The organism is Bradyrhizobium sp. USDA 10063, from assembly GCF_054063735.1.
In genome coordinates this window covers 2,854,026-2,871,019 of sequence record NZ_JBSSGP010000002.1, presented here as the reverse complement: position 1 = coordinate 2,871,019, position 16,994 = coordinate 2,854,026, and the positions used below count along the sequence as shown (strand labels likewise).

The following is a 16,994-nucleotide window of genomic DNA, read 5'->3' as shown; positions in this document are numbered from 1 at the left end:
ACGTGCTGTTCAACTCGCTCGATTTCTTCCTGTTCCTGCCCTTGGTGCTGCTTGTCTTCGCGGTCGCGCCCGTGCAGCAACGATGGGCGGTGTTGCTGCTGGCCAGCTATGTCTTTTACGGCATCAGGCAGCCGGCCAATCTCGTATATCTCGGCGCAGTGACGCTGGTGGTCTGGATCTTTGGCTGGGCGCTCGCGAGGGAGGCTCGTCGAGGTGCCTGCAGGATATTCCTGGTCGCCGGATTGATTGCGCTACTGGGCTCGCTGACGACGTTCAAGTTCTACAACTTTGCAGCAGGCGAGATCGAGCGATGGCTGCTGTCCGCGCTGTCGGTGTCCGCCGTCACCATCCCGCGGCTTCAAATCACCGCGCCAGCTGGCTATTCATTCTATGTCTTCTCCGCGGCCAGCTACCTGATCGACATCTATGTCGGACGTCTGAAAGGCAGCTATCAACCGCTGCATGTGGCGCTGTTTGCGGCCTATTTTCCAAAGATCTACGCCGGTCCGATCGAGCGTGCCACGGCCTTCCTGCCACAGCTGGCGGCCGGCCTGCACCGCGATCCCGCGCGCACCGTCTCCGCGCTCCAATTGATCGGCTGGGGCCTGTTCAAGAAAGTCGTCATCGCCGACAATCTCGCCCCGCTCGTCGATCGCAATTTCAACATCGTGGCCTATGCCTCGCCAGTCGAGCTTCTGGTCAGCGTCTATTTCTTTGCGTTTCAGATCTACTGCGATTTTTCCGGATACACGGATATCGCGATCGGCGTTTCCCGCCTGTTCGGCATCGAGCTGATGGAGAACTTTCGCCGCCCCTATCTGTCGCGCAGTACCGCAGAATTTTGGGGCGAACGCTGGCATATCTCGCTTGGGCACTGGTTTCGCGACTATCTCTACATCCCGCTCGGGGGCAACCGTGCCAGCGTAGCGCGCGGATACGTCAATGTCATGCTCGTCTTTCTCATCAGCGGACTGTGGCACGCCGGGCTCGGATATGGCGTGGGCTGGACGTTCCTGGTCTGGGGAGGGCTGAACGGATTTTATCAATGGGTCGGCCTGGCTACGCGTGGGATATGGAGCCGCCTGGGCGAGTGGCTGCCGAAGGCAGGTGACAGCGCCGGCGTGCTATGTCTGCGCATCCTGCTGACGTTCCATTTGATTGCGTTTTCCTGGATCTTCTTTCGGGCCAAATCCGTCAGTGATGCGGTGACCGTCATTGAGAAGATCTGGAATAACGCTCTCGAACTGCCAGCGCTGATCACGCAGTATCCCTTCACGATCGAGCACGGCCTGGGCCTGGCGCTGATCGTGCTCTTACTCGCGGTGGAGCTATTGGATGAACGGCGTCCCGTCGCCGAGCGCCTGGCCACCGCACCGAGGCCGCTGCGCTGGGCCTCGTACTATTTCGTGATGTTCGGCTTGCTCATCATGGGTCGGTGGCAGGCCCGGGAATTCATCTACATGCAATTTTGAGGGCGCGCTCGATGGCTGAAGTGCGTTTGACGGGAACGAATCGGATACCTTCGGTGGTTGCCTTTTGCCTGATCGGTCTTTTGATTTACGTCGGCGTCTACGCCGGTGCCGAGTACCTGGTCTATCGAAACGGACGGAGTAACCCGTTCTTCAAGATCGCTACCGCGGACAATGCGGAGTTCGATTGGGTTATCCTTGGCCCGTCGCATGCGATGCCGTTGGATTTTGCCGATTTCAACCATCGAATGGAGCGGGAGACGGGTCTCAGGATCATCAATCTGGCAACGCAGGGCACCGGTCCGCTGTATCATCGCTTCGTGCTCGAGGCATTCCTTCGCAATCATCGAGCACGGTATTTGCTTTACATCGTCGATTCCTTTGCGTTTTCCTCCCAAACCTGGAACGAAGATCGGTTTAGTGACGCGAAGCTTTTGCGAACGACGCCGCTCGACGCCGGAACAGTGGAACTGATATGGCGGTACTGGCAACGCGATGGAGTTGATGGCCGCGCAGTCGCCGATTACCTAACGGGATTCTCAAAGATCAATAACCGCGACCGGTTCAAGCGAGATCTGTGGGAAGGCGAGTTCCAGTTCGACCGTGTGTATCGAGGCTCTGAAAGCGCCATCAAGAGCCGGATCGCATATCTGTTCCCGGATTCTGACCGGAGCAGACCGCTCTCGCGGTACATGATGCAGTTCGATGAACTGTTGGCAATGGCCGAACAGCGGGGTCTGCGAGTTACGCCAATTAAGATGCCGATACCGGGCGCTTTCCGCGCGGCCCTTCCGGATGAAGTGTCCTTCGACCAAGCCTTGCTTCGAACACTTGGCCGCAGGGGATTGATCTTGAAAGATTTCTCCGGCGAGCTTCAGCAGCCGAAATTCTATTTTGATAGCGACCACCTCAATCGATCCGGCGTCTCGGAGTTCTTCGAGCACCAACTCAAGCAAATTCTAGCCCCGCCCTAAGGATTAGCGTGCGCGCAGGGCATAGCTGAAATGGTTTAATCGAGACAAGCGGCCTTGGTTTACGGCGCGTGCGAATGACTCGCGACGTCGCTGTCGTATGAATTGCCGGTCTTCGGAAGCGGCGTGACGTATGAGGAATGTCAGGCGGCGGGAAACCGCTGCCTGACAAGATCACTCGACTCAGTAGGCGAAGATCGGGGTTTCCAGCAGGTGATCATTCACTGCCACGACGCCCGGAATGGCTTCGGCTGCCACGCGGATGGCGGTGCGTTCTTCGACCGATGGTGCGAACCCCCAGAGATCGACAATTCCATTCTGCACGGTGACATTCAGGTTGAACGCGTGGACCCAGGATTGCTTTCTCAGTTCATCCATCAGTCGCTGCCGGATCAGTGAATCGGGCAGTGTGATTTCGAGTTTCGGCCGGGCAGTTGCGACGGCTTGAATCAGGTTGGCCCGGCTCACGATGCCGACGAGTTCGCCGGCCTTGTTGACAATCGGAACACGCTTGATCTGATGCTTCTCGAGCAACATTGCGATCTCGTGCAGCGGGGTCTCCGGATCTGCCGTTACGACCGTACGCGTCATGATGTCTCCGACGCGAACGGCATGCGACTTGACATAGTCGGCGGCGAGTTCTGCATCGCCTATCAGGAAGCGAAGCCACCAGGCGTAGGGGCGCTCAGTGCCCGCTTCTGCGCGATGCATCAGGTCACTCTCGGTGACGATACCAACCATTTTGCCGGTACTGTCGACGACTGGTACAGCGCTGATGCGTCTCTCCAGCAGAAGCTTGGCGACCTGCTGGACGGTCGCGGTGGTTCCAATGGTGATCACCGGAAAGATCATTACCTCGCGTGCTTTCATGATCAAACCTCCATATGAATTGATCAGGCATTTTCTCCGCTGGAGAACCCCTGCACTTGATCGGAATCAATGGATGTCCCGGTTCTCTTGGCAAAGTGAGGCGACATAAGGCGAGTGACGGAGGCTTCCATGGCCAGGCTTAACATTCCGCACGATGCGATCGTATTCGTCGGCGATGGCCGAAAGGCGTTATTTCTGCGCAACGAAGGCGACGAGAAATTCCTGAACCTGAAGACGGAAAGGGTCCTTCAGAACTCAAATCCATCGACCCGCGAGCAAGGCAGCGATCGGCCTGGCCGCATCAGCAAGGCGGATTCGGGGCAACGCAGCGCCGTTGAAGCATCCGATTGGCACGAGCTTGCGGAGCACCAATTCGTCCGCCAGGTCGCGGCGGCTGCTGAGCAGTTGGTTCGGGATGGTAAGGCCAAGGCGTTGATCGTCGTGGCTCCCCCGCGAGCGCTGGCAGAACTCCGACGTGCCTTTCATGCCGACGTGAAACGTCATATCATTGCCGAGTTCGATCAAGACCTTACCAAGCATCCGGTCGGCAAAATCGAAAAGCATTTGCTCGAGCTGTCTGCTCCCCTCGAACGCTAGGGCGACGTGACGGTTGGGATTCTCCGTCGGTGTGGGCAGTGACTAAGGGCAATGTGGCAGGAGGAGACGGGCATGGCGGGCCGCGGTGAGTAGGCATTTTCGGCGGCATCCGCTCGTGGCGATCTCACCCCATCAATGCGACATCGGTGTCGGGACCGTCATGCTTCGCAGCATCGCGCGGGTGACGCCGCCGAGGATCCTTTCCTGGAGTCGCGAATGTCCATAGCCGCCCATCACCAGCAGGTCGAGGCTCTCATCCGCTGCCACTGACAGGATCGCCGGCTGAACTTCGGAGGGGCTCGCCGGAAAGTTCACGACTGTGGCGGGCAGTCCGAGCCGCGCGAGATATTGGACGAGCCGTTCAGTGCTGGCTTCCGCGGACATCGCATCCCTGTTAGAAACAGTGATAATCGTTATCGCATCCGCCCGCTGCAGCAGCGGCATGGCGTCGCAAACCGCGCGGCTGGCGAGCCGGCTTCCATCCCAGCAGATACCGATCCGTCGTGCCGTAAATGGGCGACGGAATGTGTAGGGCATGAACAGGACCGGGCCGCCGGCCTGAAACAGGACTTCCTGCGATATGTCGTTGTCGAACGTGTCGCGCTCTAGCGCGGGTCGCAAGACGATGGTGAGGTCATGAACTTTGGCGGCATAGGTCTCCGCATTTGCGTCAAAGGCAAAGCTCCGACGTATTGATCGGGTCAGGGCCGGCAGCCCAGAAGGCGGTCTACTGATTTTTTCTGGTCGAGGCTCAGGACGACAAGCATCAATCTGAAGAGCTCCCATCCCATTGCGACCAGCAACGTCCCTACAATCAGAAGACGGCCGTACCAGGAGCGGTGGCCCCTGTGCGACGGTGTTGATGTGACGTCCGTGGTGCAAGGCCGTACGTTCCGGCACTGACGGCGTTCCGCCAGTCGTGCTGGCATGGCCTGCCGTATTGGATACCACCTGTTTACGGTGCGCGGATCGCTGTATAACGCTGAGCTGACAATCGGGGAGGGCTACATCGCAAGTTCTGGTTCGGCCGCGAGTTCCCTCTTGGGTTCTGGAATCTCGGTCATGGTGGCCTCGGTCAGCAGCAATATGCTCGCGACGGAAACTGCGTTTTCGAGTGCGGTGCGAACGACCTTGGCCGGATCGATAATGCCCGCTTCGACGAGGTCGACATATTCCTTGCGCGCCGCATCGAACCCGAAGTTTCCCTGGCCCGCGATCATCTTCGCCACGACGACGCCGCCATCGACAGCCGAATTCTCAGCAATCTGCCGTGCGGGCGCCTCGAGCGCTCGCTTCAGGATACTTACGCCGGTCCTCTCGTCGCCGGTACAGGCATCCTCTTCCCGAGCGACGGCTTCGATGCATTTCAGGAGCGCGAGGCCGCCACCTGGCACAATACCTTCCGCGACGGCTGCCTGGGTGGAACTGATCGCGTCATCCAGCGCTTCCTTCTTTGCCTTCATCTCGGCTTCGGTCGGGGCTCCTACACGAATGACGGCGACCCCGCCGGATAATTTCGCGAGCCTCTCTTCCAGCTTCTCGCGATCATAATCGCTTGACGTTTTCTCGATCTCGCGCCGGATTTGATGGATCCGGGCGTTGATCCGAGTGTGATCGCCACCGCTTCCGATCAGGGTGGTATTCTCCTTGTCGGCAACGACACGAGCGGCTTTGCCGAGCTGCTGAAGCGTCGCATTTTCGAGCTTCAGCCCGACTTCGTCGGAAATTACCTGCGCGCCAGTCAGAACTGCCATATCCTCCAGCATGGCCTTTCTGCGATCCCCAAAGCCCGGCGCCTTGACAGCGCACGCCTTGAGGACTCCGCGCAATTGGTTGACGATGAGAGTCGCAAGCGCTTCTCCCTCGACGTCTTCTGCGATGATCAGCAGAGGCTGTCCGGATTTGGCCGTCAGCTCGAGCAAAGATATGAGGTCACGCAACACTCCAATCTTGTGGTCGCAGAGCAGGACAAAGGGATTCTCGAGGACGGCCTCCATTCGTTCGGCGTCCGTTACGAAATAGGGAGAGATAAAACCCCGGTCGAATTTCATGCCGTCGACGATGTCGAGCGTCGTCTCCGTCGTCTTGGACTCTTCGGCCGAAATGACTCCATCGTTGCCGACCCGATCGACGGCGTCGGCGACGAGAGCGCCAACCGCGGGATCGTTGTGGGCCGAAATGGTCGCGACTTGCGCTTTTTCCGCTTTCGTCTCTACCGGACGGGCCATGGCGTGGAGAGCAGTGATGGCCGCTCGCGCGCCGCGGTCGAGCCCTCGCTTTAGGTCGACCGCGCTGGCGCCAGCGACGACGTTGCGAACTCCATCGGATAGAATTGCGTGCGCCAGAATGGTTGCGGTGCTGGTCCCGTCACCAACGACATCACCGGTCTTCTCCGCAGCCTGCCGGAGAACGCGGGCGCCAAGGTTCTCCTCGGGGTCCTTGAGATCGAATTCCTTGGCGATCGTGACGCCGTCATTGCAGACAATGGGCGCGCCCCAGCTCCTCTGAATGAGAACGGACTTGGATTTTGGACCTAAGGTGACACGCACTGCGTCCGCCAGCAGTGTCGCGCCGCGCAACACTTTCTCGCGCGCGGCGGAATGAAACAGGATTTGCTTGTGCGCCATGCGTTCGCTCCGTCTATTTTCACCAATCCGCGCCCGCCATGCCGCCAGGCAAAGGCGAGGAAAGTGCAAACAAAAAATATCGAAGAGCGCACCAAGTCTGGTTGATTTTGATCAAACCAGGAGCTTTAGCGTCAGGAATGCTGTCGTTTCAGGTCGCATTGATGCAGCCCAACGTTTGGCCCAATCCCTATGACCATGTCCGAATCTCGTGGCCTCGCCCACGTTCACATTGTGCCCCTCGAGCGAGTTCTGCGATGGAGCCTGGTTGCGATCGCGGTCGCCGGATTGGCCGCGGGTATTGTGGCGCGGGCCACGCGCCAACCTGATCTGGCCGATCTCGCATGGACGCTTGGCACGGCGCCGGTGATCGGGGGACTTGCAGTCTCGATTGTGAGGGACTTTCTCGCTGGGCGCCTGGGGGTGGATGCGATCGCGCTCTTGTCAATGACCGCCGCGTTGACGCTCGGACAACCGCTTGCCGGGGCGGTCGTCGCGCTGATGTATTCCGGCGGCAATGTGCTCGAGGATATCGCAGTTGCGCGGGCGGAGCACGATCTCCGCTCGCTGGTTGATCGCGCGCCGCGCCAAGCACATCGCAGGGACGGAGAACGGATCGAGCAGGTTGCGGTCGAGGCAGTCGCGGTCGGCGACCGCGTCTTGGTGCGGGCCGGCGAAATCGTGCCCGTCGACGGAGTCATTGAGTCGGCTCTGGCAACCATCGACGAGTCCGCGGTTACGGGTGAGCCAGTCCCGGTCGAGAGGGCGCGCGGCAATGCTGTCCTTTCCGGCTCGCTGAATGCAGGCGAGACTTTCGAGTTGACGGTGACCGCGCCCGCCGGCGAGAGCACCTACGCCGGCATTGTGCGCATGGTGACGGCAGCGCAAACCGCAAAAGCCCCCTTTGTGCGGCTGGCCGACCGCTATGCGCTGATCTTTCTGCCCGTGACGCTCGTTATGGCCTTCGTGACGTGGCTGATCTCGGGCGATCCGATCCGCAGCCTCGCGGTGCTGGTGGCGGCGACGCCCTGTCCGCTGATTCTGGCGGCGCCCGTCGCCTTCATCGCCGGTGTGGCGCAAGCGGCTCGCCGCGGCATCCTGGCGAAGGGCGGAGCCGCGCTGGAGGCGCTGGCCCGAGCGCATACGGTGCTCTTCGATAAGACCGGTACGCTGACGGTGGGCGGCGCGCGGCTCCTTTCGGTCGAAGTCGCGCCGGGGCAAAGCCCAGAGGAGGTGCTGACACTCGGGGCGTCGCTGGAGCAGGCCTCTCACCACGTGCTTGCCAAGGCCGTCGTCGCTGCGGCCGTCGAGCGCGGGCTCAGGCTGAAAGCGCCCGAGCAAGTCAGCGAGACCATGGGGGCTGGTCTCCGCGGTCTGATTGACGGTCGTCAGGTAACCGCGGGCTCGCGGGAGATGCTTCTCTCGGGTGGTGAATTGTCGCCGTGGGAGTTGCGGGCGATCCGGCGCGCTTCGTGGCGCTCGGCGCTTATCGTCTTTGTCGCCGTGGAGGGACGTCCGATCGGCGCACTGCTGTTGGCTGACGAACTGCGGCCAGATACGCCGCGGGCGATCCGGCTGCTGCGCGATGCGGGCATCGGGCGAATCGTGATGGTCACAGGCGATCGCGCCGCGGCGGCGCAGGCGATTGGTGCGGCGCTCGATCTCGACGCGGTGCTGGCCGACCGCGTTCCTTCCGACAAGGTCGAGGCGGTGCGCAGCGAGCAGCGGCTGCATCCGACCATCATGGTGGGCGATGGTATCAATGACGCGCCGGCGCTGGCCGCGGCCGACATTGGTATAGCGCTCGGCGCGCGCGGCGCCAGTGCCTCGTCTGAGGCGGCCGATGCGGTGATCCTCACCGACCGGCTTGATCGCGTCGGCGAAGCGATCACCATCGCACAGCGGGCGCGGCGCATTGCCCTCCAGAGCATCGTTTTTGGGATGGGATTGTCGCTGGCCGCCATGGTGGCGGCCATGATTGGCTGGCTCGATCCCGTGTCGGCGGCGATCGTTCAGGAAGTGATTGACGTTGCCGTGATCCTGAACGCGCTGCGGGCACTCACTCCGGCCCACGGCTGGGGTCGCCCGCGCATCTCCGCAGAGCAGGGGCTGGCACTGCATCATGACCACCAGGCTCTGTTCAAGGATCTCGACCGGCTGCGCACAATTGTGGACGCGCTGGACGATGCGGCGCCGAAAACTGTCGCCGCCTTGATTGAGGAAGCTCATCGCCTGGTTCAGGGCAGCGTGGTGATGCATGAGCGCGACGATGAGGGCCGCGTCTATCCGCAGCTTGCGAAAGTGTTGCGCGAACGTCACGGCCTCTCCGCCATGAGTCGCGCGCATCGCGAGATCCTGCATCTTGCGCGGTTGCTCGCCCGGATTGCGGAGGATCTGCCACTGGAGAGGATCGACCGCTATCTTATCCGCGATGCCCAGCGGGTAATCGAGGCGATCGAGACGCTGGTGCGGATGCATACTGCCCAGGAGGAGGATATTTATGAAGCCGTGGCGGACCAAAAGATGGTTTAGGAGGTGTACAACCGGACGTTATTCGGTCTGAAAGTCGAGGGGTCGCGAACAGACGCGCGCCGGAGTTGGCCAAAGGTTTGTGGCTGACATGTTCCGCGGGCCAAGCCGTGGGTGCGACTATTTGAGAGGTTTTGTTATTCAACTGCGGAAACATCCGGTCCCTCAAAACCGAGAGTTGCCACTCGAAAGTGTACAGAGGCGCATTAGTCAATGAGTGCCTGGTAAATCAGGTCGCGTATGAGCGAACGATATCGCGACTCTTGGGATGGCGACACTTGCAGCATAGCAACCCCGACAAGTCTCTCCTTTGGGTCGACCCAAAAGGATGTCCCATAAATGCCGGGCCACCCGAAAAGTCCCGGCGATCCGGGAAGTGGATTTCGTCCTGCCTGCGTGCGAACTGAGAAACCCAGTCCAAAGCTGGTGCCGTTTCGAGGAGTAATCCCTAGCGCCATTCCAACCGGATTGGGTATGATGTCCGGAGGCAATTGATCCGCGGTCATTAACGCGACGGTTCTCGGGGATAACAATCGCATGCCGTTCAGCTCACCGCCATTGAGCAGCATTTCGGCGAACCGCATGTAGTCGCCTGCAGTCGATACCATGCCACCGCCGCCCGACATTAGCTTAGGTCGGTTGACTGGGTCAGGCATCGGAGGTCGCTTGCCGCTCACCCGATCGATCTGGGGCTCGGCGATGCGCGCCGCATCGTTCTTGCTCACATAGAAGCCCGTTCCCGAAAGCCGGAGCGGCTTAACAATAGAATCTGCGATGAATTGATCTAGGCTTAGGCCGGAGACTACCTCGACAACGCGTCCCAGAACGTCAGCAGACACGCCGTAGTCCCACGTGGTTCCCGGCTGATGCGCAAGCGGCAACTGTCTGTACCTGCTGATGGTCGGCGGCGGTCGTGGGTCGCTGGACGACCTGATGCGGCGGTAGCTATGATGGCCGAGGTTCGCGTGCGCACGGCCGAACCGGACGCACGCTACCTCATCCGGCTGGCAAGGGACGAAGGCGCGGATTTGATCGTTACGGGAGGCTATGGGCACAGCCGGTTGGGTGAATGGATGTTCGGCGGCATGACCCTCGGCCTTCTACGGGAGGCGCCGATCTGCCTGATGATGTCACACTAGCTAGGGCGCACATGCTCATAGAGCGAGTTTGACATCTGCTATGCCCCGCTAACGCCACGAAAGCGGGCAGTGCCGGAGGTCTGGATCGGGCCAGCAATCCGAAATTGCTGGAACGAGCAGACCTTACAAGCGGACCTCTCCCCCGGTGAGCCAGGCGGCGCGGGGGTCCGCCGACCTCCTGCAGACCCAATCTGCCGCTTTTTCCCATCTTTGATATGGCTCAACAAGCTCATCGGCATCGCTCGTAACATTTTGTAACGATCGCCGCAGGCTCCGACCTTGAAATGGGCATGCGGGCGGTCAACCGGATGCTCTGTGCAAGTCTCGAGATTCCGGTTGTCATATTCGGATTGAACCCCGATGAGAGCAAAGCTTGCTCTTCCACCAGGCACGCGGGATTTGCGCCTCGATCTATTTCGGGGTCTCGCCAACTGGGCGATGTTCCTCGGGCATATTCCAAGCTCGATGCTCGCCTGGCTGACCTTCCGCAATTACGGCTTCAGCGATGGCGCCGATCTGTTCCTATTCATTTCCGGCTACACGTCAGCCACCGTGTACACACGGAGGATGGACGACGGAGGATTTATTTTCGGAACGACAAGGCTCTTTAGGCGAGTCTGGCAAATCTACGTCGCCCACGTGCTTCTGTTCGTGTTCTACCTGGCGTCGATTCATTTCCTGTCGCAAGGCTTTGACCTGCCGGATCTCATCGATCGATATAACGTAGCCCCTCTCATCCATGCTCCGGTGGAAACTTTGACTCAGGGGCTGACGCTGAAATTCAAGCCCGTCAATCTGGACGTACTGCCGCTCTACGTCCTCTTGATGGGCATCTTTCCACTGGTGCTTTGGCTGATGCTTAGAAGTCCAAACGGGGTCATGCTTGGATCGGTGTTGCTTTATTTCGCGGCTCGGCAATTTGGGTGGAACCTGTCCTCCTATCCGTCGGGCGTCTGGTACTTCAACCCGTTCGCATGGCAGCTTCTGTTTGTCGTGGGCGCGTGGCTGGCATTGGGCGGATCCGAAACGCTGCACTTCCTGGTGCGCTCGCGGCTCGTCGTCCTGCTTGGTGCGATCTATCTTGCTTTCGCGCTGGTGCTGACGCTGTCGGCGCATCTGCCTGAACTCGAGAGAATGCTTCCGCGCGCTTTGTTCGAGGCCTTCAACCCGAATGACAAGACAAATCTGGCACCTTACCGCTTCCTGCATCTGGCTGTCTTGATCACATTGGCGGCGCGGTTCATCCCAATCGACGCCCAAGGACTCCAGGCGGCCATATGGCGACCGCTGGTCAAATGCGGCCAGCAGTCTCTCGAAGTGTTCTGCGTCGGAATCTACCTTTCATTCATCGGGTACTTTGTCTTGCGAACGATTTCGGACGGGGTTTTTGCTCAACTCATCGTTGGTAGCGGCGGTCTCGCCATCATGACGGCCGTTGCTTATTATCGATCGTGGTCCAAGCGGGTCGAAAAGACCAGTTTCGCCCACTCGAATCGTCCCACTGCAGAACAAACCGGCGCACCGATTGGCGAGTTGGTCCAACCAATCAGCGCTGACGGGCTCCGTCTGATCCTGTTTCAGCCAGACGAAAAGTCCAGGATAAGGGCGGACTCGGCCGGATCGAAATAGTGGGTGGTGGAATCGAAAGAGTCGCGGCGGATGCGCGTTGGGTGATGAGGGCAAAGAAGCGTTCGACCTAGTTGAGGCGGGCGCCTCATCTTCGATTATGCTGGCCTGCCAGTCCGCATTTCGTCGTAGAGCCTCTCGCTCCGGTCGACGATAAATCGATCGCGCCATTTGCCGATTGTGTTGGGGGACGACGCCAAGTCGCGTCGCGACGATGGCATTGCTGGGGCCGCGCCCGCAGGCCAGGCCGATCTTCGGCACACCCGTGACAGATCAGTGTTTGGCTATTTACTCGTCTCGATGTGACTCCTGCCTCGGAATCAGCAGTCCTGAACGACAGGCGCGGTCGAAAATGACGAGGCCTGCTCTAATCTCGCTCGCCGGCTTTGCTAGTGCGACATCAAAACCCAGCACGGCGGGTCTCCAACGACAGTGTAGGTAGCGCCCGGCATGAAGAACTCTCTTAGCCGAGAATGTCGATAGGCTCCCATCACCAAGAGATCTATCGCATTATTTTTGACATAAGCTTCGAAGATCTTTCCAATTGAGGCCGCACCCTTGGGAATCGCTTCGAACCGGGCCTTGATGCTGTGCGTGGCCAGATGCTTGACGAGGGCTTGGCCGGATTCCCGCTCCGTCGGTGTTTCTTTGTCGGTCGCTGTGAATACACGAACTGTCTTGGCGCTTTGCAGGAATGGCATCGCATCCGCAACTGCCCTAGTGGCCTGCTGACTGTGATCCCAGGCGATTGCTGCATGATCAAACGAATTGGATAACAGATCAGCCTTTCCTCCTGAAAAGATTAGGAGCGGGCGGCCCGATTGGAAGATGAGGCCTTCGACTACTTTTTCATGCATTTCATCAAACGGTCTGATAGGGACCAAAGAAAGATCGATCGTCCGTGCGCAATATGCCAAATAGGATGAAAAGTCCTCCGGAACACAGCGCTTGGTTATTTTATGATACCCGATGCCGGACGCGCGTGCTGCAGCTTCCAAAACCACCATCATCTGTTCAGCATTCATAAGGCTCTTCTTATGCTCGGGCGTTTCGATAGTTGAACCATCGGTGGCGAACGGCCTTGTATAATTGCCGTCCAGCGGATGCGCATCCACTTCAAGCGAAACGGCCGTGATTTGTGCGTTCAAATGCGCAGCGGCCCACACGGATTTCTTTATCGCGGCTTCTTCGACTGCCACTGGGTAGCTGACGAGCGGTAGTAAGATTTCGCGAATTGCCATGATCATCCTCCTACATACTTTACAATCCAGGAGCAGGATCGAGACGAGCGGGTTGATCCACCTCAAGGGGTAGGAACTCGTCATCAGAATCGCTTGTACACCGGCCACGGCCGCCTGCGGGTCGCTGGCATTCATTGCCGGGCAATAGCCGAAGCCGCACGGTGGCGTGCGATGGTCGGCCTCGCAATTCACCGATGTGTCGGCATTCCCATTCGGAAATATCAGTGTGACATCAGCGTCGGCACCGTCATGCATCGGAGCATGTCGCGCGTGACGCCGCCAAGAATCCTTTCCTGCAAACGCGAATGTCCGTAGCCGCCCATCACCAATAGGTCCAGCCTTTGATCCGCCGCAACGGAAAGAATGGTCGGCTGGATTTCAGAATGTTCTGCCGGGAAGGAGACGGTCCTGGCGGGCAGTCCAACGCGCGCCAGATGCTGGACAAGACGCTCGGGGGTCGCCTCGGCCGGAATCGAGCTGGAATTGGTGATTGTGATGATCGTGAGTGCATCTGCCTGTCGTAGCAGCGGCATTGCATCCCGCAGCGCGCGGCTCGCGAGACGGCTCCCGTCCCAGCAAATGCCGATACGCTGCGGATCAAATGCACCGCGAAACGTGTAAGGCATGAATAATATCGGGCCGCCTGCCTGGAACAGGATTTCTGTGGAAAGATAGTTGTCGAACATATGGTTCTCAAATTCTGGCTGCAAAGCGATAGTCAGATCGTGAAGTCGCGCGGCTGCGCCGGCGATCGAGATTGCGTCAGCCGGAATCGCGCTGATCGTGCGGCAGTTGCAGGAAATTCCGGCGTTTTTTGCTTCGACCTCAAAAACGCTCATTGCGGCTTCTCCACGCTCAATAGCGCGCAGCCGGTTTTCCTCAAACATCATTGCGGTTGCTGGTCCGGCCATTGCCGCCATCGGAATATTGGCGGACTGGTAGCCAATCGCCAATGCATCGACATGCGCATCGCAGGCCATAGCCAGCAGGACTGAACTATCGACAACCTGCCGAACCGGACGTTCGGAAGGGAGGAGTGCCAGCATGCTTTTGAACATGATCGTTCTTCCCTCGAATTCTGGGGCCATCGGCGCACGCATAAGAGCAGAGAGAATTGTTGACATATTGATCTAGGTCAGAATGGATTTGGCTCTTCGGTCCAAACTAAATCTCACGAACTCGGTTTCGCGACCGTTAAACCGAACGCGCCGTTGCAGCGGTTGGTGCGTGAGGGGTAGGGAATCATATGGGCGAGCCGCTCGATTTTTGACATTGATCAAAGCGGGACTGTCAAGCCGATGTGAGATAGCTTCCGCTTATCCAATGGACTCTGGAGGCGAGCTATGAAGAGTAATTCACCACTCGCGGTTGCAGCCGAGATTACCAAGAACGAAGAGACTGAACAGAGTGCCGTAAGTAGCGGACAACTAGCGACCGATGCTGCTTCGCAACTCATCAGGGCAAACCGATATGCAGTTTCGCTTTTCAGCGGCGCACGAGACGTGCTGCTGGACGAGATGATATTCGTGGGCAAGGAAGTTTTTGAGCGTGTCGTCGCGGAGACGACGATATTCAACGCGTTTCTTGCCAAACTGGAGGAGGCGCATTCAGTCCGGGATTATGGCGCGGTGTGCCAGGAGTGCACCAAACATCAACTAGAGTTCATTCGCCGGGATATGGAGCGTGTTCTGAAGCACAGCGAGCGCGCGATCGACAACACCGCAAAATTGGTCGAGACTTGGCGTAGCAATGGAGCATCGTCTGCGTTCGAACAAGTTCGGGCGCAGGAGTAATGCTTGCCGTGTGAGTGCGATGCCGAGTCAGTTGCCGTCCAACTGACGTTCACGCCTGAGTTCGGACGATTTATACCCGCACGTTGAAGCGGGCTATGGGGAAAATGCGATATCGAGCGCTTGCAGCTTTATTCGATGGGACTTCTACACCGTTCACTTCGACGGGCGGTACGGCCCGCCCAAAGCGAAGCAATCGTGGCGTAGCAAGCCCGGGCAGCCGCATGGACAGGCACTTCTCCCTAGGACAGACCAGTGCTGGACTCGGCGTTTCTCGCTCGAATAGCAGGCCGAGGGTGGTGCGCCGGCGAACGACGAAAAGGAGGGCGCGATGCAGCATGAGAATGGAGGGTTCGCGGGCCTTCGCCTCGCTATCCTCTGCCTGTTGATCTCGACAGGCAACGCGGCGGCCGCCGACAGCGCCAACGGCCAGCGGCTTGCCGAGCGCTGGTGCGCCGAATGCCATGTGATCGCGCCCGGGCAGCAACGAGCCTCTGACACAGTCCCTGCCTTCGCTGAGATCGGCGGACGTTTCGATGAGGCGGCGCTCGCAACTTTCCTGGCCAGCCCGCATCACTCGCGCATGCCGAACCTCTCGCTCTCTCGCGCCGAGATTGCGGACTTGGTAGCCTACATCAAGGGCTTGGTGCGCTAGTCCCGCAGGCTCAGAATATAGGCCGATACGTCACGAACCTGCTGCGACGAGAGAATGAGAAGCGGCATGGTGGGATGTACGTGGGCGGTAAGCCAGAAGTTAAGAGCTGCCGCGGTCATCCCCGGTGTGTTGGCGATTTCTTCGAAGCTCGGCGCTGTGGCGCGGGGGGACTTGGTCTGGGCGGCCCGCACGGCGTGACATGAGGCGCAGACATCAAGTGCAAGCCGGCGCCCTTGCCGAACATCACCGATGTGCTGTGCCTGAACTGCCGTGACCGCAGCAAGAGCGCCGAACAAGGATGAGATGATGAACACACGCATTGTAGCTGCTGTTTAATCCAGAGTGAGTACGGCAAGTAGGAGCCGAAATATCTCCCATCCCGCCGCCACCAGTAGCGTTCCAATGATGAGAAGCCGGCCATACCAGGAGACGGTAGGGCCGCTTCGACGACGTTGCCGGGGCGAGAAAGTCCCCGGCGTCGTATGATCGTTCAGCGGTGCCGTTCCACTGCTGGCTCTGGCAGAACCTGCATCAGCCGATCCCGGATCTGCCCGTAGCCGTCGGCGATTCATCTCCTCATCGTCCCGCTAAGCCGTCTCATGAACCATCTTCGCACTGGAGAGCGCGAGTGGTCTTGACGAGGATCAAAGTCCTGAACCACGGATAGGTGGCATGCGTACGGACGAGAATAAGGTGATCTCTTGGCCCACGCCGCCAGCCATGGAACGAGGCAGCGCGCATGGCCACCCTTGGAGGGGAGGGGCCAATGGCCTCGACGACCGAGCCTTGCGAGGCTCGCCGGCAAGAATTAGATCGCAAGCTCCGGCTCTGTCGCCCGCTCTCTCTTGGCTTCGGGTATTTCCGTCATCGTAGCCTCGGTCAGCAGCAATACGCTTGCGACCGAAACTGTTCGAACACCTTTACCGGGTCAATGATGCCGGTCTCGACAAGGTCGACATACTCCTTGCGCCCGTCATCGAAGCCGAAGCTGCCTTGGCCGGCCATCATCTTCGCCACTACCACGCCGCCGTCGACTGCGGAGTTCTCCGCGATTTGCCGAGCAGGCGCCTCCAGTGCTTGCTTCAGGATGCTGACTCCAGTCTTTTCGTCACCGCCGCAGGCGTCCTCCTCCCGGTCGACCTCCTCGATGCACTTCAGAAGCGCAAGGCCGCGCCTGGCACGATGCCTTCGGCCGCTGCTGCCTGGGTGGAACTGATGGCATCGTCCAGCGCCTCCCTCTTGGCCTTCATTTCGGCTTCAGTGGGAGTTCCCACGCGGATGACGGCCACGCCGCCAGCCAATTTCGCAAGTCTTTCCTCAAGTTTCTCGCGGTCATAATCGCTCGACGTCTTCTCGATCTCGCGACGGGATCTGCTGCAGCCGCGCGTCGATTCGGGTTCGGTCGCCGTCGCTGCCGATCATGGTCGTGTTCTCCTTGTCTGCGACAACGCGCGCGGCCTTGCCGAGCTGCTGGACTGTCGCG

At 59.4% G+C, this 16,994-nt stretch carries 14 protein-coding genes and 2 pseudogenes; 8 read left to right on the top strand and 8 right to left on the bottom strand.

Annotated elements, in window-relative coordinates:
- Positions 1-2: 2 nt before the first annotated feature.
- Both ACVJGD_RS15940 and ACVJGD_RS15935 read left to right on the top strand, forming a co-directional pair.
- Entirely contained in the window at positions 3-1,472 is a 1,470-nt protein-coding gene (locus ACVJGD_RS15940) for an MBOAT family O-acyltransferase (protein WP_456635225.1), read from the top strand.
- 11 nt (positions 1,473-1,483) lie between these two features.
- A complete protein-coding gene (locus ACVJGD_RS15935) occupies positions 1,484-2,443 on the top strand; it encodes a hypothetical protein (RefSeq protein ID WP_456635224.1) in 960 nt (319 codons plus the stop codon).
- A 180-nt stretch (positions 2,444-2,623) separates the two neighbouring features.
- On the opposite strand, the gene ACVJGD_RS15930 is transcribed toward ACVJGD_RS15935, so the two are convergent.
- Positions 2,624-3,310, bottom strand: coding sequence for a CBS domain-containing protein (locus ACVJGD_RS15930; protein ID WP_456635223.1), 687 nt, complete (start codon positions 3,308-3,310; stop codon positions 2,624-2,626).
- Positions 3,311-3,439: 129 nt separating this feature from the next.
- On the opposite strand from ACVJGD_RS15930, the gene ACVJGD_RS15925 reads away from it, so the two are divergent.
- The gene (locus tag ACVJGD_RS15925) at positions 3,440-3,907 is read left to right on the top strand and encodes a baeRF12 domain-containing protein (RefSeq protein ID WP_456640268.1); all 468 of its coding nucleotides are present in this window, start codon (positions 3,440-3,442) and stop codon (positions 3,905-3,907) included.
- A gap of 132 nt (positions 3,908-4,039) precedes the next feature.
- On the opposite strand, the pseudogene ACVJGD_RS15920 reads toward ACVJGD_RS15925, so the two are convergent.
- A pseudogene (locus ACVJGD_RS15920) lies at positions 4,040-4,555 on the bottom strand (universal stress protein); the annotation flags it as partial.
- Positions 4,556-4,911: 356 nt separating this feature from the next.
- Positions 4,912-6,534: a chaperonin GroEL gene (gene groL / locus ACVJGD_RS15915; RefSeq protein ID WP_456635222.1), complete on the bottom strand. Its 1,623-nt coding sequence runs from the start codon at positions 6,532-6,534 to the stop codon at positions 4,912-4,914.
- Positions 6,535-6,729: 195 nt separating this feature from the next.
- On the opposite strand from groL, the gene ACVJGD_RS15910 reads away from it, so the two are divergent.
- Positions 6,730-9,063, top strand: coding sequence for a heavy metal translocating P-type ATPase (locus ACVJGD_RS15910; protein ID WP_456635221.1), 2,334 nt, complete (start codon positions 6,730-6,732; stop codon positions 9,061-9,063).
- Positions 9,064-9,266: 203 nt separating this feature from the next.
- Here ACVJGD_RS15910 and ACVJGD_RS15905 read toward each other — a convergent pair whose 3' ends face one another.
- Positions 9,267-9,959 carry a serine hydrolase domain-containing protein gene (locus ACVJGD_RS15905; protein ID WP_456640267.1) on the bottom strand — a complete coding sequence of 231 codons (693 nt, stop codon included), beginning with the start codon at positions 9,957-9,959 and terminating at the stop codon, positions 9,267-9,269.
- A gap of 48 nt (positions 9,960-10,007) precedes the next feature.
- On the opposite strand from ACVJGD_RS15905, the gene ACVJGD_RS15900 reads away from it, so the two are divergent.
- On the top strand, positions 10,008-10,199 hold the full coding sequence (locus ACVJGD_RS15900) for a universal stress protein (protein WP_456635220.1): 192 nt from the start codon (positions 10,008-10,010) through the stop codon (positions 10,197-10,199).
- Positions 10,200-10,559: 360 nt separating this feature from the next.
- Positions 10,560-11,828 carry an OpgC domain-containing protein gene (locus tag ACVJGD_RS15895; RefSeq protein WP_456635219.1) on the top strand — a complete coding sequence of 423 codons (1,269 nt, stop codon included), beginning with the start codon at positions 10,560-10,562 and terminating at the stop codon, positions 11,826-11,828.
- 386 nt (positions 11,829-12,214) lie between these two features.
- Here ACVJGD_RS15895 and ACVJGD_RS15890 read toward each other — a convergent pair whose 3' ends face one another.
- Both ACVJGD_RS15890 and ACVJGD_RS15885 read right to left on the bottom strand, forming a co-directional pair.
- Complete coding sequence (locus tag ACVJGD_RS15890; protein ID WP_456635218.1) at positions 12,215-13,321, bottom strand: universal stress protein; 1,107 nt, start codon at positions 13,319-13,321, stop codon at positions 12,215-12,217.
- Entirely contained in the window at positions 13,288-14,124 is an 837-nt protein-coding gene (locus tag ACVJGD_RS15885; protein ID WP_456635217.1) for a universal stress protein, read from the bottom strand. The genes ACVJGD_RS15890 and ACVJGD_RS15885 overlap by 34 nt, the downstream gene beginning before the upstream one ends.
- Before the next feature lie 285 nt (positions 14,125-14,409).
- On the opposite strand from ACVJGD_RS15885, the gene ACVJGD_RS15880 reads away from it, so the two are divergent.
- A complete protein-coding gene (locus ACVJGD_RS15880) occupies positions 14,410-14,859 on the top strand; it encodes a hypothetical protein (protein ID WP_456635216.1) in 450 nt (149 codons plus the stop codon).
- A 328-nt stretch (positions 14,860-15,187) separates the two neighbouring features.
- On the top strand, positions 15,188-15,511 hold the full coding sequence (locus ACVJGD_RS15875) for a c-type cytochrome (RefSeq protein ID WP_456635215.1): 324 nt from the start codon (positions 15,188-15,190) through the stop codon (positions 15,509-15,511).
- Here ACVJGD_RS15875 and ACVJGD_RS15870 read toward each other — a convergent pair.
- Together ACVJGD_RS15870 and ACVJGD_RS15865 are read right to left on the bottom strand one after the other, a co-directional pair.
- Positions 15,508-15,831 (bottom strand): c-type cytochrome, encoded by a 324-nt coding sequence (locus ACVJGD_RS15870; protein ID WP_456635214.1) that lies wholly within the window; start codon positions 15,829-15,831, stop codon positions 15,508-15,510. The genes ACVJGD_RS15875 and ACVJGD_RS15870 overlap by 4 nt on opposite strands.
- A 488-nt stretch (positions 15,832-16,319) precedes the next feature.
- Positions 16,320-16,990 (bottom strand): annotated as a pseudogene (locus tag ACVJGD_RS15865) (TCP-1/cpn60 chaperonin family protein); the annotation flags it as partial.
- Positions 16,991-16,994 lie beyond the last annotated feature (4 nt).